Source organism: Amycolatopsis granulosa (assembly GCF_011758745.1).
Classification (GTDB): Bacteria; Actinomycetota; Actinomycetes; order Mycobacteriales; family Pseudonocardiaceae; genus Amycolatopsis_E; species Amycolatopsis_E granulosa.
The window spans coordinates 1,084,806-1,105,068 of record NZ_JAANOV010000001.1 but is presented as its reverse complement, the minus strand read 5'-3'; the positions used below and the strand labels follow the sequence as shown (position 1 = coordinate 1,105,068).

Below are 20,263 nucleotides of genomic sequence, written 5' to 3'. Positions count from 1 at the left end.
CCGATGACGACCCAGTCGCATGTGGACGAAGCGCTGTGGGACGAGTTCCACCGCGTGGTGAACATGTCCTCCCGGGAGCTGGCGGACTGGCTGCGGGTCCGCTCGGCCGGCCCGCACAGCGAGGAGCTGCCGGACCAGGCGGGCACCAAAACCGGCCAGCGGGTCCTGGAAATCCTCGGCAAGCGCCGCACGGACCTGACCGAGGACGACGAACGCGTGATGCGCAAGGTGGTGGAGAAGGTGCACGCCGAGCGCCGGGACGACCTGGAGCCGACCGCCGGGCAGGAGAACTGGCGGCACCGGCTGATGACGATCGGGCACGACCCGTTGAAGGGAGCCGGCTGATGGAACGCGGTAGCGAGAAGCACAGCCCGCGCGAGGACGACGCGCTCAAGGCCGAGCTGCGCGGCACGTTGCAGGGCAACCGGTCCAGCCGCGTGGAGGAGTGGCGCGACCCGGAGCCCCCGGCCGACGACGACCCCGACGTGCCCCTGGCCGGCGGACCCCCCGACAACCACTAGCGCCCGCCCCCCGGCGGCCGCCGTGTTCGCCCGTCCGGTCGCCGTGTTCGCCGTTTCCGGCGTCGTGTTCGCGGGTTCACAAGCCGCGGCGCCTCGCCGACTCGACCTCTTGGTGCCCCCGCCGCCCACCACGGCACCCATCGCCCGGTCACCGCGAAGAAGGCCGCGGATCAGGTGTCCACCCGGGAGCAGGCCGAGGAGAAGCGCCGCTGGTCGTGCTGGTGCTGATCCTCGGCGCGGCATCGCGGTGCCGCGCCTGAGCCGGCTGACCGGTCAGAGCAGGCGCCGCTGGAGCACGTCGGCGAGGACGGTCGCCACGACGCGGGCGACGTCGGCCGGTTCCGGCGGTCGCGGATCGGTGAACAGCAGGTGCCCGGCGCCGATCAGGGCCGGCGCGAGCGAGCCGGCGTCGGTGTCGGCCGCGACCCGGCCCAGCTCGCACTCGGCGCTGAGGTACGCGGCGAGCATCGCGGTGCCCTCGGTCAGGATCGGGATGCCGTGCGGCCGTCCGCGGCGCAGCCGCGTGCGCAGCTCGTCGCGGAACAGGACCAGCCGGGTCAGGGCCACGGCGACCGGGTCGAACAGCTCGGTCAGCGCCCGGGTCACGTTGCCGGCCACGGTCCCGGTCCCGGCCGCCGCGCGCAGGGCCGCGGCCTGGTCCTCGATCCGGGCGATCCGGGCTCCGGCGAGTTCGGCGAGGAAGGCGTCGAAGTCGGTGAAGTGCCGGTGCAGCACGCCCTTGGCGACGCCGGCTTCCGCGGTCACCGCGCGGCTGGTCAGCGCGCTCGCACCGTCCCGGAGCAGGACGCGCCCGGCGGCGTCGAACAGCTGCTTGCGCACGTCGCGGATGTGCACCCCGGTCGGCATGTGTTCATTGTCCTCGATCCGCGTGGGGGTACCCGATGGCGGATGTGGGCACCTGCCCATTATGGTGGGCGCATGCCCACTTCATCAGCGCACCGAGCGCGGCAGATCGCGGAATCCTTCGGTGTGGACGCCGACCGGTACGACCGCGCCCGGCCGCCCTATCCGCGTGAACTGATCGATCGCGTCGTCGCCGGGGCCCCGGGCCGCGTGTTCCTGAACGTCGGGTGCGGCACCGGCATCGAGGCCCGGCAGTTCCAGGCGGCCGGGTGCCGCGTGCTCGGCGTCGAGCCGGATCCGCGGATGGCCGACTTCGCCCGGCGCGGCGGGGTCGAGGTGGAGGTGTCCACCTTCGAGGACTGGAACCCCGCCGGCCGGGTGTTCGACGCGGTCGTGGCCGGGCAGTCCTGGCACTGGGTCGACCCGGTGGCCGGTCCGGCGACGGCGGCACGAGTGCTGCGCCCGGGCGGTCTGCTCGCGGTGTTCGCGCACGTCTTCGCGCCACCGCCGCCGGTGGCCGACGCGTTCGCCGAGGCCTACCGGCGCCTGGTGCCCGGCTCACCGTTCCCCGCGCAGCCCTCCGGGAACGTGGTGGACTTCCACCGGGCCGGGTTCGCCCGGTTCGCCGAGCACATCGCCGCCGGGCACGGGTTCGGCGAACCGGAGCAGTGGCGGTTCGACTGGGCCCGGCCCTACACCCGCGAGGAATGGCTGGACCTGCTGGCGACCACCGGCGGCCTCACCGGGCTCGCGCCCGCCGTCCGGGCCGAGATCCTGGACGCGGTCGGCACCGCCGTCGACGCGCTCGGCGGTGGCTTCACGATGGACTACACCACCCTGGCGGTGGTGGCGGTGCGCACCGGTCAGGACGTCGCGCCGGCCGGGTTCGAGTCCTCGCCGAGGTAGGTGCCGTGGCCCTCGCGCACCAGTGGGCCGTCGAACCGCAGCACCTCGCTGACCAGACCGCCCTTCTGGTTGCGGTAGTTGATGACCAGCATGTCCACCCCGGAGTAGACGCCGACGACCTCGAAGCGCAGATCGGGGATCCGGCGCAGGCCCTCGCGCCAGTACGCGCGCAACGCGTCCTTGCCGCGGATCACCGCGGTATCCACGAGCTGTGCCGCGACCGGCGAGGTGAACACCACGTCGTCGGTGAAGTGCGCCAGCACGGACTCCAGGTCATGCGCGTTCCACGCGGTGACCCAGTCCTCGGTGAACTTCCGCGCCCAGCTCGTATCCATGGTCGAGACCTTATGCCCGGGTGCGGCGACGGGCGTCGGCGGATACCGTCGGCACGACCCGGGAACGCGTCCCGCCGGCTTTCCAGCGGGCGCCTGGCGAGGGAGGCCCGACATGACGTCCACTGTGGACCAGGTGACCGCACCGGTGGCCGAGCACGGCGAAGGCCCGGTGTGGGCGCCGGAGTGGCCCAGCGTGCGGTGGGTGGACATGCTCGCCGGGGACGTGCTGGAACTGGACGGCGACGAGGTCCGCCGCCACCACGTCGGGTCGGTCGCCGCGGCGCTGCGCCCGGGCGTGGCCGGCGGTGTGGTCGTGGCGGTGGAACGCGGATTCGCGCTCGCCGACGCGACGCTGGCGGACGTGCGGCCGCTGGGAGAGGTCTGGAGCGACCCCGGCATCCGCATGAACGACGGCGGATGCGATCCGGACGGCCGGTTCTACTGCGGTTCGATGGCCTACGACGAGACCCCCGGTGCCGCCGCGCTGTACCGGCTGGACCCGGACGGCACGATCACCACCGTCCTCACCGGTGTGACCATCTCCAACGGCCTGGCCTGGAGCCCGGACGGCGGCACGGCGTACTACGTGGACACGGCGACCGGCCGCATCGACGCCTTCGACTACACGGCCGCGGCCGGGCTGACGCACCGCCGCCCGGTGGTCACCATCCCCGCCGACGTGGGCTCGCCGGACGGCCTGACCGTCGACGCCGAGGGCAACCTGTGGGTCGCGCTCTGGGGCGGCGGCGCGGTGCACTGCTACGCGCCCGGCGGTGCGCAGCTCGCCCGGGTCGCGCTCCCGGTCACCCAGGTCTCCGCGTGCACCTTCGGCGGCACGGACCTGTCCGAGCTGTACATCACGACGTCGCGCCAGGGGGTCGGGGAGGGCACCCAGCCGGAGGCCGGTGCCCTGTTCCGGGTGCGGCCGGGGGTGCGCGGGATGCCCGCGCACCGCTACTCCGGCTGCTGAGGTCGCCTCAGGGGCTCCGTAGCCGGTTACGTACTTTCCCGGTGTCCCGGCCGCCGGTGGGCGGGCAGGCTCGGACCCGTCGTGGTGGCGCACCGGAGGGAAGACATGCGCGCGGTGAAGGCGGTGGAACTGGGCGTGGTGGCCGGGCTCGCGCTGACCCGCACCGCCGTGCGTGCCGTCACCGGCACCCTGGGCCGCCCCGAGCCGGCCGTCCTGGCCGACCCGGTTCCCGGCGCGGCCCGGACGGTGATCGCCGACGACGGCGTCACCCTGCACGCCGAGATCCTGCCCGCCGGGATCCTGCCCGCCGACAAACGGGGCGCCGCGACCGCGCCGGTCACCGTGGTGCTGTGCCACGGCTACGCGCTGTCGTCGGCGAGCTGGTGCTTCCAGACCGCCGAGCTGGCCCGCCACGCCCGCGTCGTGACGTGGGACCAGCGCGGGCACGGCCGCTCCCAGCGCGGGCCGGCCGCCCACGCGACTGTCGACCAGCTGGGCCGCGACCTGCGGGCGGTGCTCGAGCAGACCACGCCGGACGGGCCGGTGGTGCTCGCCGGGCACTCGATGGGCGGCATGACGATCATGGCGCTCGCGGAGCAGTACCCGGACCTGTTCGGCCCGCGCGTCGTCGCGGTGGCCCTGCTCGCCACCAGCGCCGAGCCGGTGCTGGGCGACCTCGGCCTGCCCCGTCCGGGGATGCGGGTGCTGCACCGGCTCGCCCCGTGGGTGCTGGCGGCGCTGCACCGCGCCGGACCGCGGGTGGGTGCCCTGCGGGAGCTGACCGGCGCGCTGGTGGCCCGGCACGCGTTCGCCTCCGACGTGCCGCCGCACGTCGCCGACTTCCTCGCCGGAATGATCGAAGCCACGCCCCTGGACGTGCTGGCCGACTTCTTCCCGCAGTTCCGCGTGCACGACAAGGTCGCCGCGCTCGCCGCGCTCCACCGCGTCGACTGTCTCGTCCTGGCCGGCGCCGAGGATGCCGTCACACCGCCCGCGCACAGCGAGGCCATCGCCGGCGCGGTGCCCGGTGCCGAACTCGTCGTCCTGCCCGCCGCCGGGCACGCCTTCCCGATGGAGTACCCCGATCAGGTCAACGACCGGATCGTCGCGCTGCTGCGGCACCACGCCCGGTCGCGCCCGGCCGGACCGGGCCCGGCACCGGCATAGAATCGGGTGATGCCCGACGTCACGCGCGGCGCAGGCAACCTTCCCAGCGAGCTCACCAGTTTCGTGGGGCGGCGCCGCGAGCTCGCCGAAACCCGCCGCCTCCTGGCTTCCGCCCGGCTGGTGACGCTGACGGGTGCGAGCGGCGTCGGGAAGACCCGGCTGGCGCTGCGCGCGGCCGCCGACGTGCGCCGGGCGTTCCCCGACGGCGTGTGGTTCGTGCCGCTGGCCGAACTGCGCGACCCCGCACTGCTGGCGTACACCATCGCCACCACGCTCGGCCTGACCGACCAGGCCGGGGCGCAGGTGGCCGGGCTCGCGGAGTTCCTCGAGGACCAGCGGGTGCTGCTGGTCCTGGACAACTGCGAGCACGTGCTGGACGCGTGCGCGGTGCTGGTCGCGAAGCTGCTGTCGGCCACCTCCTCGGTGCGGGTGCTGGCGACCAGCCGGCAGCTGCTGCGTGCCGACGGCGAGCAGGTGCTCGTGGTGCCGCCGCTGCCGGTGCCCTCCGCGGGTGAGCCGGCGGTCGAGGCGGTGACGCTGTTCGCCGAGCGCGCCGCCGCCGTGGTGCCCGGGTTCACCGTGGACTCGTCCAATCGCGACACCGTCGTGCGGATCTGCCGCCGCCTGGACGGCATCCCGCTCGCGCTCGAACTCGCCGCCGTGCGGTTGCGCGTGCTCTCGCTCGGCCAGTTGCTCGAGCGGCTGGACGACCGGTTCCGGCTGCTCACCGGCGGTAGCCGCAGTGCGCCGGGCCGGCAGCAGACGCTGGAGGCGGCGATCGCGTGGAGCTTCGACCTGTGCACCGGCGCGGAGCAGGCGGTGTGGGAGGCGGTGTCGGTGTTCGCGGGCGGATTCGACCTGGAAGCCGCCGAGGCCGTGTGCGCCGCGGCCGGTATCGACGCCGGTGAGGTGCTCGACCTGGTCGCCGGCATGGTGGACAAGTCCATCCTGGCCCGCCTGGACGGCACCTTCGGGCGCTCCGCGCGGTACGGGATGCTGGAGACCCTCCGCGAGTTCGGGGACGTCAAGCTGGTCGCGTCCGGCCGGGAGGAGGCGGTGCGCGGCGCGCAGGTGGACTACGTCGTGCGGCTGACGCGGCGCTACCGCGACGAGAACTTCGGCCCGCACCAGCTGGAGTGGGTGGAGCGGATGCGGCGCGAGCAGCCCAACGTGCGCGTGGCGCTGGAGCACTGCATGAGCGGCGGACCGGAGGGTGCCTGCCGCGCCGCGGAGATCACGGGGCCGCTGTGGGACTACTGGTTCGCGGGCGGGTACGTGCGCGAGGGCTACCGGTGGCTGCGGGCGTCGCTGGCGCGCGACGCCGGCTGCGACCTCCTGGTGCACGCCCGGGCGGTGCAGGGCGCGGCGTTCGCGGCGATCCAGATCGGCGACGAGGAGCCGGCCCGCGCGATGCTGGCGGAGCTGCGCGAGCTGGCCGAAGCCCTGGACGATGACGGCCTGCGCGCCGGGTGGGCCCAGTGCGCCGGGGCGGGCACCTTCTACCTCGGTGACCTGGTGGGCGGACGGCAGCTGCTGGAGCAGGCGCTGGCCGGGTTCCGGCGCACCGGCGACCTGGCCCAGGTGTGCAACACCCTGATCCTGCTGGCCGCGGTGCTGTTCTACCTGGACGAGCCCGCGGGGCTGCCGGTGGCCGAGGAGGCCCTGGCGCTGTGCGAGACGCACCAGGCCGACTGGTCCAAGGCCTACGCGCTGTGGGCGGTGGCCATCCACACCTGGCGGCACGGCGACCACCGCCGGGCGTCGGCGCTGTTGCGCGAGGCCATCGGGATGCGGCTGACGGACCGCACCCAGCTGGCGTTGAACCTCAGTGCGCTCGCGTGGTGCGCCGGCGCCGGGGGCGAGCACGAGCGGGCCGCCGGCCTGCTCGGCGCGGCGTCCGCGATCTGGCGGCTCAGCGGCGCCGCGGTGTCCGAAACCCGGCCGCACCAGCAGTTCGAGCAGGAGTGCGAGGCGCGCGCCCGGGAGGCACTGGGTGACGACGCCTACCACGCCGCGTTCGCCGCGACCAGCGGTGGCGGCGTGGACGAGGCGATCGCCTACGCCCTGGCGGAGAAGCCGGCCGGCCCCCGGCCGGCGCGGCGGTCGCGGGAGAGCAGTCCCGGTGGCCTGACCCGGCGGGAACGCGAGATCGCCGAGCTGGTCGCCGACGGGCTGAGCAACAAGCAGATCGCCGCCCGCCTGGTCATCGCGCAGCGCACCGCCGAGACGCACGTGGAGAACATCCTCACCAAGCTCGGCTTCACCTCGCGTGCCCAGATCGCGGCCTGGCTCACCGAACAGCGCGCCGGCGAGGACGGTACGTAGCCCGGTCTACGTACCCAAATGCGTAAGACTCCCGGTTTCCCGGGCCGGTGCGGCAGGCACTCTGGTAGTTGCGACCGAAACCGAACACCGGAGGAAATGGTCATGCAGGTCGATTCGCCGCCGCAGCCCTGCCCGCGGTGCCACCGCCAGGTGGTGCTCGCCGGGTACAGCTGGGGACGGCAGTGGGTGCACCTGGGCACATGGCGGCCGCAGTGCGGTCCGCCGTCCTGGGCGCTCGCCCGCTCGGCCGGGACCACCTCCGCGGCCTCCTGATCCCCGGTCCAGCCGCCCGGCGCCCTCCCCCCTCGCGCCGGTCGGTCGAGCGCGGCGGGCTCGTGCCCAGCCTGCCCGCGATATTCCGGCACCCCGCCGCGCTCATTCCATCCCCCGGCATGAAGGCCGCCCCGCATCGGGGCGGCCTTCGTGTCTGCGCACGCCAATTTTCACAGCAAACCATCAGTTTTTTCGTGGATCCTGGTGTTAGCTGGATGGAGTGATGTGCGAAGGGAACGCACGGTGCTGCGCAGACAAGGAGTGACGATGTCGTCTGCTCCGCGTCACCGTTGGCGCCCGGCCGCTTACACCGCCGTGGGGCTGGCGTCACTGCTCGTGCTCGCGGGCACCGGTTACGCCTGGACCCAGCTGTCCCGGCTGGACAGCGGTCTGGCGACCGCCAACGTCATCGCGCCCTCGGCCCGGGTCCCGGCCGGGCCGAGCCTGTCGGTGGACCAGAACATCCTGCTCGTCGGCCTCGACTCCCGCACCGACGCGCAGGGTGATCCGCTGCCGCAGAGCCTGCTCGACCAGCTGCACGCCGGCGACGCGAGCGACGGCGGGGACACCACCGACACGATGATGGTCGTGCACGTCCCGGCGGGTGGCGGCTCGGCCACCGCGATCAGCATCCCCCGCGACTCCTACGTGCAGCTTGCCGGCGGATACGGCAAGCACAAGATCAACTCGGCGTACACCTACGGTAAGCAGGCCGCGCTGAGCACCCTGCGTGCACAGGGGGTGAGCGGGGCGGAACTGGAACGCGAGGCGGACGCGGCGGGGGCGCGCACCACGATCGAGACGGTCGAGGAGTTCACCGGGCTCGCCATCAACCACTACGCCGCGATCAACCTGGCCGGGTTCTACGCCCTGAGCAACGCCGTCGGCGGCGTGCCCGTCTGCTTGAAGGAGCCGGTGCACGACACCTACTCCGGCGCCGACTTCCCGGCCGGGAAGCAGACGCTGTCCGGTGCGCAGGCGCTGGCGTTCGTGCGGCAGCGGCACGGGCTGCCCAGCGGCGACCTCGACCGCATCGCCCGGCAGCAGGCGTTCCTGTCCGGGATGGCGCAGGTGGTGCTGGGCAGCGGAACCCTCACCGACCCGTCGCGGCTGTCCGCGCTCGTCGACGCGGTGCGCCAGTCGGTCGTCCTCGACCAGGGCTGGGACGTGCTCACCTTCGCCGAGCAGCTGCACAACCTGTCCGCGGGCGCGATCACCTTCGCCACGATCCCGGTGCAGAGCCTGAGCCTGTCCACCCCCGATGACGGTGACGCGGTGCAGGTCGACCCCGGCCAGGTGCGCGACTTCCTCGCCGCCCTGATGGGCCGCACCGGGCCGGCGACCGCCAGCACCTCCGCGACGCCCACGACCGTCGCCAGGCAGGCCGCGGATGCCGCCCCCGCCCCGGCCACCACCCCGGCCGCGCCGGTCCCGCCCACCTCCAGCACCGACATGTCGGGTTGCGTGAACTAGCGCGTGGTTCACCGAGGCCCCGCCGGGTTGTTCCCGGCGGGGCCTCGTGGTGTCAGGGGGAGGCGATCAGGTGGTGGCGGGTGCCCACGCGCGTTCGAGCGCCGCCGCGCTGGCCCGGCGCTTCAGCCCGGCCAGGCTGTGCTTCGCCGGTACCAGCAGCGCGGTCAGCCAGGTGCGCCGGTACTCCTCCAGTGCGAGTGCCACGGGGCGATGCAGGACGCAGTGCACCAGACCCGGCGTGCCGAGGCGGTGCCTCCCGGTGTGCTTGCTCCGCGACATCGTTCCTCCGTGTGGGCGACCTTCCGCGCGCACCGTACGCAACGAACGGCGGGAAGCGTAGTAGCACCCCGGCGTGTCACCAGTCTCGTTTCCGTCACAAGCCGATCAGGGAGTAAAGGACACCCGATCGAGGTGTCTGGTTCAATGCGAATCATGCTGCGGGTGGGACTGTCCGGAGGAATCGGCGCGGGGAAGTCGACCGTCGCGGCGCGGCTCGTGGAGCACGGCGCGGTGCACATCGACGCCGACGCGATCGCGCGCGAGGTCGTGGAACCGGGCACCGAGGGACTCGCGAAGGTCGTCGAGGCGTTCGGGGCGGACGTCCTGGCCGCGGACGGCGGGCTGAACCGCCCGGCGCTCGCGGCGAAGGCGTTCGCGGACGAGGACTCCCGCGGCCGGCTCAACGGCATCCTGCACCCGCTGATCGGCGCCCGCACCGCGGAACGGATGGCCGCGGTGCCGCCGGACGGGATCGTGCTGCACGACGTGCCACTGCTGGTTGAGGGCGGGTACGCGCCGAACTACCACCTCGTGGTGATCGTGGACGCGCCGGTGGAGACCCGGGTGCGGCGGCTGATCGAACAGCGGGGGATGCCGGAGGAGGACGCCCGCGCCCGGATCCGCGCGCAGGCCGCTGACGAGCAGCGCCGGGCGGTCGCCGACGTGTGGCTGGACAACTCCGGGCCGGCCGGAGCGGTGCTGCCCGAGGTGGACCGGTTGTGGACCGAGCGGCTGGTGCCGTTCGAGGAGAACGTGCGCCTGCGCCGGCCCCGTCCGCCGCGGGCGCCCGAGCTGGTGCCCTACGACCCGGCGTGGCCCGCGCAGGCCGCCCGCGCGCTCGCCCGGCTGCGGCTGCTGACCGCCGGCCGCGCGCTGCGGGTGGACCACATCGGCTCGACGTCGGTGCCCGGGCTGCCCGCGAAGGACGTCCTCGACCTCCAGGTGACCGTGTCGACGCTGGAGCAGGCGGACGAGTTCGCCGACGTGCTGTCCGAGGGCGGTTTCCTCCGCGCCGCGGGGGAGTGGTGGGACGACCCGCAGGGCGGCGGACGGCCATGGCCGAAGCGGTTCCACTACGGCGCCGACCCGGGGCGGCCGGTCAACGTCCACGTGCGCAGCACCGCGACTCCGGCGTGGCGGCTGGCACTGCTGTTCGCCGCGTGGCTGCGGGCGAACCCGGCCGAGCGGGACGCCTACGCCGCGGTGAAGGCCGAGCTGGCGCGGGCCCACGCGCAGGACTGCTCGGTGGACGGCTACGCCGAGGAGAAGCAGGGCTGGGTCAACGCCGCCTTCACGCGCGCCGAGGAGTGGGCGGAGCGCACCGGCTGGTCGGCCTGACGCGGCGCGGCCGCCGTCCGTCCCGTGTGGACACCACCCCCCGGTGACCCGGAACCACCCACCGATCGCGGAGTGCCGGCGGCTGGTCGGCATACCCCCAAGCAGATGCCGACCAGCCGCCGGGAAACCGCGCTCGTCGCCGGAACCGCCGCGGCGGCCCCGCCTGACGAGCGGCAGCAGCCGGCCCGCCCCCGCGGTGGTGCACACCGGAAGGCGGGCGAGCTCCGCAACTGTGACGCGGCCGGGGGCGGTTCGGTTGCCCTCGAACGTCAACTACTTCTCCGCCGGCGGGCCGGGCGGGATCAGCGCCGGCGCCAGGTCAGCTGGACGCCGCGGGTGGCGAGCCAGCGGTCCAGCCGGTACTCGTGTGCCGCGAGGCCGTCGACCGTGCCGTAGGTGATCGCCAGCGCGCGTTCGGCCTCGCGCGGGGTGAGCAGCCCGGCGCCGGTGGCGGCGAGGAGTTCGTCGGTGTCGAGCACGTCGACCCGCTCGCCCTCGCGCACCACGAGGTCGAGGTACCAGTCCGTGGTGCGCCAGGTGGCGCCGTCGCGCTCCACCGAGACCACGTCGAGGTAGAAGTCCTGATCACGCTCGTGCCCGGGGCGGAACCAGTAGTCGGTCACGCGCAGCCCGAGCCTCGGCAGCAGCCAGGACTCCAGGTAGTGGAACTGGGCCCGGCCCGGCGTGTGGCGGGCGAGGTAGAGCCCGAAGGGTTCGACCCGGTACTCCTCGACCGCGCGGGCGATGCCCTTGGGGTCGGTGTTGGTCCGGTTCGCGACGTCGAAGGTCTCGATCTTGGGGGAGTGGATCGTCCCGGCGTGCGCGGTCATGGCTCCATTCTGCTGGTTTACAGGCAGAACGGAATTGTCGCGGCGGTAGGGTGATCGCGTGGCGGACGAGGCAGACGCGATCGAGGCAGTAGCGCGCGTGGCCGCGTTGCTCGCCGACCGGGCCACCGAGCTCACCGAGAAGGTCGTGCAGGTGTACGCGCGTGAGCTCCCGAACCTGGTCAACGACGACGAGAGCGTGGTCAGCCTGCTGTCGGCGAGCGTCTACCAGAACGTCGACACCGCGCTGCGGATCTTCCAGCACGGCATCGATCCGCGCCGCGTGGAGGCGCCCGCCGCCGCGACGGAGTACGCGCGCCGCCTCGCCCAGCGCGGCACCCCGGTCGTCGACCTGATCCGCGCCTACTACCTGGGCCAGACCGCGCTGCTGGAGTACGCCTTGCCCGAGGCGGTGCGGTTGGAGCGCGACCCCGCCGTGGTGGGCGGGATGATGAGCCACGCGCTGACCGAGGCGTTCGCCTTCATCGACCGGGTCACGCAGCAGGCGGTGTCCGCCTACCAGGAGGAGCGCGACCGCTGGCTGGTCAACCGCAGCGCGGTGCGCGCCGCGCGGGTGCGGACGCTGATCGAGGGCGGCGCCACCGACACCAGCGAGACCAGCCTCGGTTACCGCCTGCGCGGCACCCACCTGGCGATGATCGTGTGGCAGGCGCCCCTCCCGCCGGGCGGCCACGTTCTCGGCGCGTTGGAGACGGTCGCGACCGAGCTGGCCGGCGGGCTGCCCAGCGTCGGAGCGCCGCTGTTCGTGCCGAACGACGAGATGTGCGCGTGGGTCTGGTTCCCCCTGGAGCGGGCCGCGATGCCGGACGAGGAGCGGGTCCGGAAGGTGCTCGACAAGGCCGACCCCGGCGTCCGGTTCGTGCTCGGCGACCCCGGTGCGGGCGTGGACGGGTTCCGCCGCAGCCACCGGCAGGCCCAGCGCGTCTACAACCTGGCCTTCGCCGCGGGGGAGCACTGCGACCGGTTCCTGACCTTCCGCGACGTCGGCGCCATCGCCCTGATGGCCGGTGACATCGCGGCCGCGCGGGGCTGGGTGGCCGACACGCTCAACCAGCTCGCCACCGACGACGAGCACCACGCCCGGCTGCGCGAGACGCTGCGGGTGTTCCTGTCCACCGGCGGCAGCTACACCGCCGCGGCCACCCAGCTGACGATGCACAAGAACTCGGTGCAGTACCGGGTGCGCAAGGCGGAGGAGATGCTGGGCCGCCCGGTCGCCGAGAACCGCCTTGACGTGGAACTGGCGCTGCGGTTGTGCCACCGGCTCGGCGCGGCCGTGCTGACCGCGCCGTAGGTCCCCGGTGCACGGGCCGGCGGCCGTGGCTGCCGGAGGTCCCGTCGTCATGGCCTTCGTCGTCCGCCCGCTGAGCCCACCGAGCCCGCTGAGCCCACCGAGCCCACTGAGCCTGCTGCCCGCCCGCGGGAACCACCGGCGCCGTCATTCGCGTCATCGCTGCTGTCCGCGCCGCTTCGCGTCCGCCCGCGTCGTCCCGCTTTCGTCTCTCAAGACCAGTACCCGACCGGAGGATTGGGCCGAGGGCACGAAGATTCCACGATTATTCCGGTTTACGATCTCCGTATGGGGAACGTCGTGTACGCCGAACCGACCGGAGTGATGGCGCTCGTGCGGCTGCGGCCGGGCGCCGGGGGTGAACGCGACCGGGTGTGCCACCTCGTCCCGATCCCGGAGACCGGCCCCATCCCGGAGGTCCTCGTCGCCCGCTGCGGCGCCCCGATCCGGTGCGGCAGCGCCGAGCTGCTGGAGCGCATCTGCGGCATGCCGTGCGAGGCGTGCCTGGCCCGCGCCGCCCGCGATCGGCGCCTGGCCTGCTGAAACCCCGCCACGCTGAAAATTGTCGGTGGGCCCGCCTACTCTGGTGGACGTGGCTTTCGCAACCGAACACCCCGTGCTCGCCCAGTCCGAGTTCCGGCCCGTCTCCGACATCCCGCGCGCGGACGGCCGGTTCAAGGTCGTCAGCGAGTACCAGCCCGCCGGTGACCAGCCGGCGGCCATCGACGAGCTCGCCGAGCGCCTCGAGCGCGGCGAGAAGGACGTCGTGCTGCTGGGTGCCACCGGTACGGGCAAATCGGCGACCACCGCGTGGCTGATCGAGCGGGTCCAGCGGCCCACCCTGGTCATGGCGCCGAACAAGACGCTGGCCGCCCAGCTGGCCAACGAGCTGCGTGAGCTGTTCCCGCACAACGCGGTCGAGTACTTCGTCAGCTACTACGACTACTACCAGCCGGAAGCCTACGTCCCGCAGACCGACACCTACATCGAGAAGGACTCGTCGATCAACGACGACGTCGAGCGGCTCCGGCACTCCGCCACGATGAACCTGCTGTCGCGGCGGGACGTCATCGTGGTCGCGTCGGTGTCGTGCATCTACGGCCTGGGCACGCCGCAGTCCTACCTCGACCGGTCCGCCCGGCTCTCGGTCGGCATGGAGGTCGAGCGCGACACGTTCCTGCGGGCCCTGGTCGACGTGCAGTACACCCGCAACGACCTGGCGTTCTCGCGCGGCACGTTCCGCGTGCGGGGCGACACGGTCGAGATCATTCCCGCGTACGAGGAGCTGGCCGTGCGGGTCGAGTTCTTCGGCGACGAGGTCGACAAGCTGTACTACCTGCACCCGCTCACCGGTGAGATCGTGCGCGAGGTCGACGAGGTGCGCATCTTCCCGGCCACCCACTACGTGGCGGGGCCGGAGCGCATGGAGAAGGCGATCGGCGGCATCGAGGAGGAGCTGGCCGACCAGCTGGCGCACCTGGAGAAGCAGGGCAAGCTGCTGGAGGCCCAGCGGCTGCGCATGCGCACCAGCTACGACATCGAGATGATGCGCCAGGTCGGGTTCTGCTCCGGCATCGAGAACTACTCGCGGCACATCGACGGCCGCCCGCCCGGGTCGGCGCCGGCCACCCTGATCGACTACTTCCCCGAGGACTTCCTGCTGGTCATCGACGAGTCGCACGTGACGGTGCCCCAGATCGGTGGCATGTACGAAGGCGACGCGTCGCGCAAGCGCACCCTCGTCGAGCACGGGTTCCGGCTGCCCAGCGCACTGGACAACCGGCCGCTGACCTGGGAGGAGTTCACCGACCGCATCGGGCAGACCGTGTACCTGTCGGCTACGCCGGGCCCGTACGAGCTGGGCCAGACCGGCGGCGAGTTCGTCGAGCAGGTCATCCGGCCGACCGGCCTGGTCGACCCGGAGGTCGTCGTCAAGCCGACCGAGGGGCAGATCGACGACCTGGTGCACGAGATCCGGGTGCGCGCCGAGCGGGACGAACGGGTCCTGGTCACCACGCTGACCAAGAAGATGGCCGAGGACCTCACGGACTACCTGCTGGAGCTGGGTATCCGCGTGCGGTACCTGCATTCCGAGGTGGACACGCTGCGGCGGGTGGAGCTGCTGCGGCAGCTGCGCTCGGGTGATTTCGACGTGCTGATCGGCATCAACCTGCTGCGCGAGGGCCTGGACCTGCCCGAGGTGTCGCTGGTGGCGATCCTCGACGCGGACAAGGAGGGCTTCCTGCGCAGCGGCACCTCGCTGATCCAGACGATCGGCCGGGCAGCGCGCAACGTTTCCGGTGAGGTCCACATGTACGCGGACAAGATCACCGATTCGATGCGGTACGCGATCGACGAGACCAACCGGCGCCGCGAGAAGCAGATCGCCTACAACAAGGAGCGCGGCCTCGACCCGCAGCCGCTGCGGAAGAAGATCGCCGACATCCTCGACCGCGTCTACAGCGAGGCCGAGGACTCCGAGCAGGCGGTGCAGGTCGGCGGTTCGGGCCGCAACGCCTCCCGCGGCAAGAAGCCCGAGCAGGGTGGCCGCAGCTCGGGGGTGCTGGTGGACCGCGACGTGGCCGGCATGCCGCGCGCCGAACTGGCCGACCTGATCCAGCAGATGACCGACCAGATGATGCAGGCCGCCCGCGACCTGCAGTTCGAGCTGGCCGCCCGCCTGCGCGACGAGATCGCGGAGCTGAAGAAGGAACTGCGAGGCATGGACGCCGCCGGGCTGAAGTGACGTCGGTGCGCCGCGGCCCGCGCACCACCACCCCCGAGGAGCACGAGCACCGCCGCCCACGGGGACGGTGATCCGGAAGGGACGCGGCTACCGGACAAGTCGTCGTGCCGGGATCTGCGGTGCCTTCCCGAGGCGCCCGGCCGGTCACCGCCTGGTGACTGTCGTTCGACCCGGTGGCCGCGGGGCGGGCGGCTGTCATTCGGTCCGGTGGCCGCGGGCGGTGGCCGCGTCGGCTGCCGCCCGCACCCGGGTTACCCGCCGGCCGGCCGCGGCCCGGCCGCCCGGCGGTCCGGGCCGGTCACCCGCCGAGGTGTGCCCGCACGTACTGCTCGATCGCCGCCAGCGCGGGCGCCGACGACCACACTTGCTCGACGTAGACGTCGTCCCCGGCGCGCTGCTCACCGATCCGCTCGTCGAACGGGCGGTGGATCTGCGCCTTCGTGTGGCGGAACACGTCCCCGGGCACCGCCGCCAGCCGCGTGGCCGTCTCGATCGCCCGCGGAAGCACCTCCTCCGGCGCGGCCAGTTCGTCGACCAGCCCGCGGGCCAGCGCCTCCTCCCCGGCGTACGTCTCGGCGAGGAACGTCAGCCCGGGCAGCCGGTCCGTCCCGTACGCGCACCGCAGGATCTCCAGCGCCACCAGCGGAAACGGCACCCCGACCAGCAGCTCGGTCACGCCCACCCGCCCCTGCCGGGCGTTGAGCACCCGCCGGTCACACGCCGCGGCCAGCACCGCCCCGCCGGCGATCGCATGCCCGGTCATCGCCGCCACCACCGGGCCGGGGAACCCGAACACCGCCAGGAACGCATCCGACAGCGCCGGCAGGAACTCCCGCACGTAGTCCGCCCCGCCTGCGGACACCCGCTTGAGGTCCACGCCCGCGGAGAACATTCCGTCCCGCCCGGCCAGCACCACCGCCCGCGTGCCGTTGAGCTCGGCGTTCTCCAGCTGCGCCACCAGTTCCCGGCACAGCTCGGTGTCCAGTGCGTTCGCCTTGCCGTGGGCCAGCGTGAGCACGGCCACGTCGCCGGCCTTGTCCACCTCGATCGTCATCGGCCCACCGTAGCGGGCTCAGCTGGTGATGTCCTTGGTCGCGAACCGGCGGGCGGCCAGCAACGTGAACACCGTCGCGTAGATCACCGCGGACAACAGCCCGGCCGCCATGTTCGTCCAGTCGATATCGGTCGCGATGAGGTCCATCCACCCGTACGCGTAGTGCGTCGGCAGGTAGTCGCGCAGTGTGCCCAGCGCGGTGATCTGGTCCAGGATCTGCGACAGGATCGCCGCGAGCACCGCCCCGCCGACCGCGCCGAGCGGCGCGTCGGTGAGCACCGACAGCAGCAGCGCCAGCCCGGCCACCCACGCCAGCTGGACCACCACGAACACCGTGGACAGCGCGATCGCCACCAGGCTGCGGCCGAACGGGATCGCGTCGCCGGTCGGGCTCACCGCGTCCCCGGCGCCGTAGAAGATCAGCCCCGCCACGAGCGACACCAGCGGCAGCAGCACCAGCGCCGCCACCGACAGCAGCCCGGACGCGACGGCCTTCTGCCGGAGCAGCCGGTGCCGCGGCACCGGGATCGCGAGCAGGTACTTCAGGCTCGACCAGGACGCCTCGCTCGCGATCGTGTCCCCGAAGAACAGGGCGACGATCGTGGGCAGCAGGAATGTCCCGGACACGAACAGCGCCAGCACCACGAAGTTCGGCGCGCTCGCGGTCGCCAGGTCGACGAACCCGCCGGAGCGCCGGTTCGGGCTGGACTGCCCGATTTCGAAAGCCACCACCAGGATGAACGGCAGCAGCACGACGAAGCCGAGCACCAGCTGGGTGCGCCGCCGCCGCAGCTGCCGCCGCAGCTCGACGCCCAGCCGGAGGGTGCGCCGCGCCCGGTAGCCGGCGACGGCGCCGTCCGCGCCGACGCCGCTGTGGGTGTGACTCGCGGCGTCGGTGAGGTCGTCCAGAGCCGCCGGGTCGGTGTGGACGCCGTTCTCGGTCATGCGTCTCCCTCCCGCCGCGGGCGCGCCGGCCGCCCGGCAGCGCACCGATCCGCGCGGCGTGGGCCGTGGCCCTCGTACTCGGTCATGCGCCGTCCTCTCCCACCAGCTGCAGGAACACGTCCTCCAGCCGCCGCCGGGGACCGGCCTGCTCGACCGCGACCCCGGCGTGCACCAGCACGGCAACAGCGTCGGCGCGCGGCATGCCGTCCAGGTCGGCGTGCACAAGGTTGCCGTCGACGTCCACAGTGGACACCCCGGGCACGCCGCGCAACGCGTCGGCCGCGGCTTCCGGCCGGTCCACCCGGAAGGTGGCCTCGCCACCGGCGGCCACGATGTCGCCGACCTCGCCCGCGGCCACCAGCCGGCCGCGGTGCATCACGACGACGTGCGTGCAGGTCTGCTCCACTTCGGCCAGCAGGTGGCTGGAGACCACCACGGTCCGCCCGGTCGCGGCGTACCGCTGCAGCACCTCGCGCATCTGGTGGATCTGCGGCGGGTCGAGCCCGTTGGTCGGTTCGTCGAGCACGAGCAGCTCCGGCAGCCCGAGCATGGCCTGCGCGATCGCCAGCCGCTGCCGCATGCCCTGGCTGTAGGTGCGGACCTTGCGGTGCACCGCGTTGCCCAGCCCGGCGATCTCCAGCGCCTGCTCCAGATGCGCCTGCTCGGTGGGCCGCCCGGTCGCGTCCCAGTAGAGCCGCAGGTTCGCGGCGCCGGACAGGTGCGGCAGGAACCCCGAGCCCTCGACGAACGACCCGATCCGCGACAGCACCGGCGCACCCGGCGTCACCCGGTAGCCGAACACCACGATCTCCCCGGCCGTCGGGGTGATCAGCCCCATCAACATTCGCAGGGTGGTGGTCTTGCCCGCCCCGTTCGGGCCGAGCAGGCCCAGCACCTGGCCCGGCTCCACCCGGAAGGACAGGTCGTTCACCGCGGTGACGCCGCCCGGGTAGGACTTGGTCAGCCCGTCGATCACCAGCGGCACCGCGGCGAGCTCCGGGTCAGCCCCATGCGAGCGGCGCCTGCGCAGCGCCGCGATCGCCGCGGCCGCCGCGGCGATCGCCAGCGTCACCGCGATGCCGAGGAGCGTCCCGACCGGCCACCCGCCGCCTTCGGCGTGCCCGGGCACCACCGGCGCGGCCAGCACCGGGTCGGCCAGGGCGACCCGGTACGCGGCCGGTGCGACCGGCGTGGCGTACGCCTGGTCGGTCGTGGTGACCACGAGCTGCAGCGCGTGCCCGGCTTCCACCGGCCGCACGATCCCGGGCAGCGTCACGGTCACGTCGGCGGTGCCGGACGCCGGGATCGCCACCCGGATCGGGGCGACCTCGTTCGCCGGCAGCGTGCGCGTGCCGTCCGGGTTCAGGTCGTAGAGCTTGGCGAACAGCACCGCATCGCCGGTGCCGGACACCCGGAGCCGCACCGTCGAGGAGCCGGTCACGAGCAGCTGCGAGTCGACCGGTGCCGTGGTGAACCGCGCCGACTGCCCCGGCGGGTCGGCGGTGAACAGGCCGGACAGCCGCGACGAGCCGCTGACCGCCCCGTTCAGCCCGGGGATCCCGCTGACCGCGGCGGGCGTGCCGCCGGGCGGGTTCACGATCGTCTGCTCGGCGCCGCTCAGCCGGAGCGTGCGCCGTTGCGCCTGCGCCGGGTACTCGCCGGCGTCGACCGTGCGCACCGACGGTGAACCCGAGGCGCGCAGTGATCCCTCCACGTCGTAGGAGAACCCGCTGAACGGATTGCCGCCCTCGCCGGTGAGCTGGAACCACAGCCAGTCGCCGATCTTCGCGCGCAGTTGCGGCCCGGGACGCCCGCCGTCGTGCCCGCCGGTGTACCAGACCTGTTGCACGTGACCGCCGGCGGCGGTGATCTGCCGGGCCGTCGCGTCGGACTGGTCGAGCCCGAACAGGGTGTCGGCCTCGCCCTGCACCAGCAGCGTGGGCGCGGTGATGCGCCCGGTGACGGCCGAGGGCGACAGCCGCCGCAGCAGGGCCGCGACCTGCGGGCTGACCCTGCCCGTGGTGGCGAGCTCGGTGTAGGCCCGGCAGATCTCGTCGGTGAACCGGCCGCAGGCCGCCGAGCCGCGCTGGGGTGGCGCCTGCCCGGGGCCCGGGGCCGCACCGGCCGCCGAACCGCCGCCACTCCCCGTGCCGCCGGACTGGTTGTCCTGGGTCTGCTGACCGGGCTCGGGCGCGTCGGCGCTCAGGCCGCCGCCGGGGGACGAGCTGCCGGCCGAGAACAGCAGCCCGGCCCAGCCCTTCTTGAACACCCCGTCGGGCGCGAACGCCCCGGCCGCGGCCGTCCCGGCGGTCGGCGTGGTCGTCGCCGCGTTCGGCGTGAGCCCCTGGGCCAGGTCGTTGTAGGTGATCATCGGCGCGATCGCGTCGATCCGCTTGTCCCGGCCGGCCAGCTGCAGCGCGAGTGCGCCGCCGTAGGAGGCGCCGAGCACCCCGATCCGCGGGTCGCCGGGACCGTCGAGGCGGACTTCGGGGCGCGTGGCGAGCCAGTCGACCAGGTGTGTGGCGTCGGCGACCTCGAAGTCCGGGTCGTTCAGCCCGATCTCGCCGGTGCTGTGCCCGAAGCCGCGTGCCGAGTAGGTGAGCACCACGAACCCGCGGCGCGCCAGGTCCTGCGCGTCCCCGGCGACGCTGGTCTTGTCGGCGCCGAACCCGTGCGGCAGCAGGATCGCCGGCGCGGGCGTGTGCGCGGGCAGGTAGAGCGTGGTGTCCAGGCGCACCGTCGCCGCCGAGCCGGGCGCGGCCGGCACGTCGAGGACGGCGTCCTGCGTCGGGACCGCGGCGGGCTCGCTCGGCGAGCGGGTCCAGACGAGCGCCACGGCGGCGAGCACCACGACGACGACCGCGAGGGTCACCGCCCGGGCACGGCGCGTGTGCGGCAGCGGGATTCGGGGCACACCGAAACGGTATG

At 73.4% G+C, this 20,263-nt stretch carries 19 protein-coding genes; 12 read left to right on the top strand and 7 right to left on the bottom strand.

Annotated features, from left to right (window positions below; translation table 11 throughout):
• Positions 1-3: 3 nt before the first annotated feature.
• Together FHX45_RS05360 and FHX45_RS05355 are read left to right on the top strand one after the other, a co-directional pair.
• A complete protein-coding gene (locus tag FHX45_RS05360; RefSeq protein ID WP_167097183.1) occupies positions 4-345 on the top strand; it encodes a DUF3140 domain-containing protein in 342 nt (113 codons plus the stop codon).
• Positions 345-521 (top strand): hypothetical protein, encoded by a 177-nt coding sequence (locus FHX45_RS05355; RefSeq protein WP_167097181.1) that lies wholly within the window; start codon positions 345-347, stop codon positions 519-521. Before FHX45_RS05360 ends, FHX45_RS05355 begins: the two co-directional genes overlap by 1 nt.
• A gap of 273 nt (positions 522-794) precedes the next feature.
• On the opposite strand, the gene FHX45_RS05350 is transcribed toward FHX45_RS05355, so the two are convergent.
• The gene (locus tag FHX45_RS05350) at positions 795-1,388 is read right to left on the bottom strand and encodes a TetR family transcriptional regulator (RefSeq protein WP_167097179.1); all 594 of its coding nucleotides are present in this window, start codon (positions 1,386-1,388) and stop codon (positions 795-797) included.
• 72 nt (positions 1,389-1,460) lie between these two features.
• Between FHX45_RS05350 and FHX45_RS05345 the strand changes: the two genes are divergently transcribed.
• Complete coding sequence (locus tag FHX45_RS05345; RefSeq protein ID WP_167097177.1) at positions 1,461-2,291, top strand: class I SAM-dependent methyltransferase; 831 nt, start codon at positions 1,461-1,463, stop codon at positions 2,289-2,291.
• Here the strand turns inward: FHX45_RS05345 and FHX45_RS05340 are convergent.
• Positions 2,249-2,626, bottom strand: coding sequence for a nuclear transport factor 2 family protein (locus tag FHX45_RS05340; RefSeq protein ID WP_167097175.1), 378 nt, complete (start codon positions 2,624-2,626; stop codon positions 2,249-2,251). The two genes, FHX45_RS05345 and FHX45_RS05340, sit on opposite strands and share 43 nt — an antisense overlap.
• A 112-nt stretch (positions 2,627-2,738) precedes the next feature.
• Here FHX45_RS05340 and FHX45_RS05335 point away from each other — a divergent pair, with 112 nt between their 5' ends.
• The 5 genes from FHX45_RS05335 (at position 2,739) to FHX45_RS05315 (ending at position 8,834) form a co-directional block, all read left to right on the top strand.
• A complete protein-coding gene (locus FHX45_RS05335) occupies positions 2,739-3,596 on the top strand; it encodes an SMP-30/gluconolactonase/LRE family protein (RefSeq protein ID WP_167097173.1) in 858 nt (285 codons plus the stop codon).
• A gap of 105 nt (positions 3,597-3,701) precedes the next feature.
• Positions 3,702-4,763 (top strand): alpha/beta fold hydrolase, encoded by a 1,062-nt coding sequence (locus FHX45_RS05330; protein WP_167097171.1) that lies wholly within the window; start codon positions 3,702-3,704, stop codon positions 4,761-4,763.
• A 9-nt stretch (positions 4,764-4,772) separates the two neighbouring features.
• Positions 4,773-7,088 (top strand): ATP-binding protein, encoded by a 2,316-nt coding sequence (locus tag FHX45_RS05325; protein ID WP_167097169.1) that lies wholly within the window; start codon positions 4,773-4,775, stop codon positions 7,086-7,088.
• 102 nt (positions 7,089-7,190) lie between these two features.
• Positions 7,191-7,361 carry a hypothetical protein gene (locus FHX45_RS05320; protein WP_167097167.1) on the top strand — a complete coding sequence of 57 codons (171 nt, stop codon included), beginning with the start codon at positions 7,191-7,193 and terminating at the stop codon, positions 7,359-7,361.
• Positions 7,362-7,628: 267 nt separating this feature from the next.
• Complete coding sequence (locus FHX45_RS05315) at positions 7,629-8,834, top strand: LCP family protein (RefSeq protein ID WP_167097166.1); 1,206 nt, start codon at positions 7,629-7,631, stop codon at positions 8,832-8,834.
• Positions 8,835-8,900: 66 nt separating this feature from the next.
• Here the strand turns inward: FHX45_RS05315 and FHX45_RS05310 are convergent, their stop codons facing one another.
• Positions 8,901-9,113: a hypothetical protein gene (locus FHX45_RS05310; protein WP_167097164.1), complete on the bottom strand. Its 213-nt coding sequence runs from the start codon at positions 9,111-9,113 to the stop codon at positions 8,901-8,903.
• Positions 9,114-9,266: 153 nt separating this feature from the next.
• On the opposite strand from FHX45_RS05310, the gene coaE reads away from it, so the two are divergent.
• The gene (gene coaE, locus FHX45_RS05305; protein ID WP_167108451.1) at positions 9,267-10,451 is read left to right on the top strand and encodes a dephospho-CoA kinase; all 1,185 of its coding nucleotides are present in this window, start codon (positions 9,267-9,269) and stop codon (positions 10,449-10,451) included.
• A 302-nt stretch (positions 10,452-10,753) separates the two neighbouring features.
• Here the strand turns inward: coaE and FHX45_RS05300 are convergent, their stop codons facing one another.
• Positions 10,754-11,281, bottom strand: coding sequence for a ribonuclease FAU-1 family protein (locus tag FHX45_RS05300; protein WP_167097162.1), 528 nt, complete (start codon positions 11,279-11,281; stop codon positions 10,754-10,756).
• A 58-nt stretch (positions 11,282-11,339) separates the two neighbouring features.
• On the opposite strand from FHX45_RS05300, the gene FHX45_RS05295 reads away from it, so the two are divergent.
• The 3 genes from FHX45_RS05295 (at position 11,340) to uvrB (ending at position 15,336) form a co-directional block, all read left to right on the top strand.
• Positions 11,340-12,593 (top strand): RsbRD N-terminal domain-containing protein, encoded by a 1,254-nt coding sequence (locus FHX45_RS05295; protein ID WP_167097160.1) that lies wholly within the window; start codon positions 11,340-11,342, stop codon positions 12,591-12,593.
• A gap of 285 nt (positions 12,594-12,878) precedes the next feature.
• Positions 12,879-13,133 (top strand): hypothetical protein, encoded by a 255-nt coding sequence (locus tag FHX45_RS05290; protein ID WP_167097158.1) that lies wholly within the window; start codon positions 12,879-12,881, stop codon positions 13,131-13,133.
• 49 nt (positions 13,134-13,182) lie between these two features.
• Positions 13,183-15,336 carry an excinuclease ABC subunit UvrB gene (gene uvrB, locus FHX45_RS05285; protein ID WP_167097156.1) on the top strand — a complete coding sequence of 718 codons (2,154 nt, stop codon included), beginning with the start codon at positions 13,183-13,185 and terminating at the stop codon, positions 15,334-15,336.
• 298 nt (positions 15,337-15,634) lie between these two features.
• Here uvrB and FHX45_RS05280 read toward each other — a convergent pair whose 3' ends face one another.
• From FHX45_RS05280 to FHX45_RS05270, 3 genes are all read right to left on the bottom strand, one after another.
• Positions 15,635-16,390: an enoyl-CoA hydratase/isomerase family protein gene (locus tag FHX45_RS05280; RefSeq protein ID WP_167097154.1), complete on the bottom strand. Its 756-nt coding sequence runs from the start codon at positions 16,388-16,390 to the stop codon at positions 15,635-15,637.
• Positions 16,391-16,408: 18 nt separating this feature from the next.
• A complete protein-coding gene (locus tag FHX45_RS05275) occupies positions 16,409-17,335 on the bottom strand; it encodes an ABC transporter permease (RefSeq protein WP_167097152.1) in 927 nt (308 codons plus the stop codon).
• Positions 17,336-17,417: 82 nt separating this feature from the next.
• On the bottom strand, positions 17,418-20,249 hold the full coding sequence (locus FHX45_RS05270) for an alpha/beta fold hydrolase (RefSeq protein ID WP_167097150.1): 2,832 nt from the start codon (positions 20,247-20,249) through the stop codon (positions 17,418-17,420).
• Between the last annotated feature and the right edge of the window lie 14 nt (positions 20,250-20,263).

What these genes read in the sequence shown, in the direction of transcription:
- FHX45_RS05275 (WP_167097152.1), bottom strand. Translation starts at nt 17,335, where the DNA reads ATGACCGAGAACGGCGTCCACACCGACCCGGCGGCTCTGGACGACCTC.
- FHX45_RS05300 (WP_167097162.1), bottom strand. Translation starts at nt 11,281, where the DNA reads ATGACCGCGCACGCCGGGACGATCCACTCCCCCAAGATCGAGACCTTC.
- FHX45_RS05350 (WP_167097179.1), bottom strand. Translation starts at nt 1,388, where the DNA reads ATGCCGACCGGGGTGCACATCCGCGACGTGCGCAAGCAGCTGTTCGAC.
- FHX45_RS05340 (WP_167097175.1), bottom strand. Translation starts at nt 2,626, where the DNA reads ATGGATACGAGCTGGGCGCGGAAGTTCACCGAGGACTGGGTCACCGCG.
- FHX45_RS05325 (WP_167097169.1), top strand. Translation starts at nt 4,773, where the DNA reads ATGCCCGACGTCACGCGCGGCGCAGGCAACCTTCCCAGCGAGCTCACC.
- FHX45_RS05280 (WP_167097154.1), bottom strand. Translation starts at nt 16,390, where the DNA reads ATGACGATCGAGGTGGACAAGGCCGGCGACGTGGCCGTGCTCACGCTG.
- FHX45_RS05310 (WP_167097164.1), bottom strand. Translation starts at nt 9,113, where the DNA reads ATGTCGCGGAGCAAGCACACCGGGAGGCACCGCCTCGGCACGCCGGGT.
- FHX45_RS05290 (WP_167097158.1), top strand. Translation starts at nt 12,879, where the DNA reads ATGGGGAACGTCGTGTACGCCGAACCGACCGGAGTGATGGCGCTCGTG.
- FHX45_RS05330 (WP_167097171.1), top strand. Translation starts at nt 3,702, where the DNA reads ATGCGCGCGGTGAAGGCGGTGGAACTGGGCGTGGTGGCCGGGCTCGCG.
- coaE (WP_167108451.1), top strand. Translation starts at nt 9,267, where the DNA reads ATGCTGCGGGTGGGACTGTCCGGAGGAATCGGCGCGGGGAAGTCGACC.
- FHX45_RS05345 (WP_167097177.1), top strand. Translation starts at nt 1,461, where the DNA reads ATGCCCACTTCATCAGCGCACCGAGCGCGGCAGATCGCGGAATCCTTC.
- FHX45_RS05335 (WP_167097173.1), top strand. Translation starts at nt 2,739, where the DNA reads ATGACGTCCACTGTGGACCAGGTGACCGCACCGGTGGCCGAGCACGGC.
- FHX45_RS05315 (WP_167097166.1), top strand. Translation starts at nt 7,629, where the DNA reads ATGTCGTCTGCTCCGCGTCACCGTTGGCGCCCGGCCGCTTACACCGCC.
- FHX45_RS05355 (WP_167097181.1), top strand. Translation starts at nt 345, where the DNA reads ATGGAACGCGGTAGCGAGAAGCACAGCCCGCGCGAGGACGACGCGCTC.
- FHX45_RS05360 (WP_167097183.1), top strand. Translation starts at nt 4, where the DNA reads ATGACGACCCAGTCGCATGTGGACGAAGCGCTGTGGGACGAGTTCCAC.
- FHX45_RS05320 (WP_167097167.1), top strand. Translation starts at nt 7,191, where the DNA reads ATGCAGGTCGATTCGCCGCCGCAGCCCTGCCCGCGGTGCCACCGCCAG.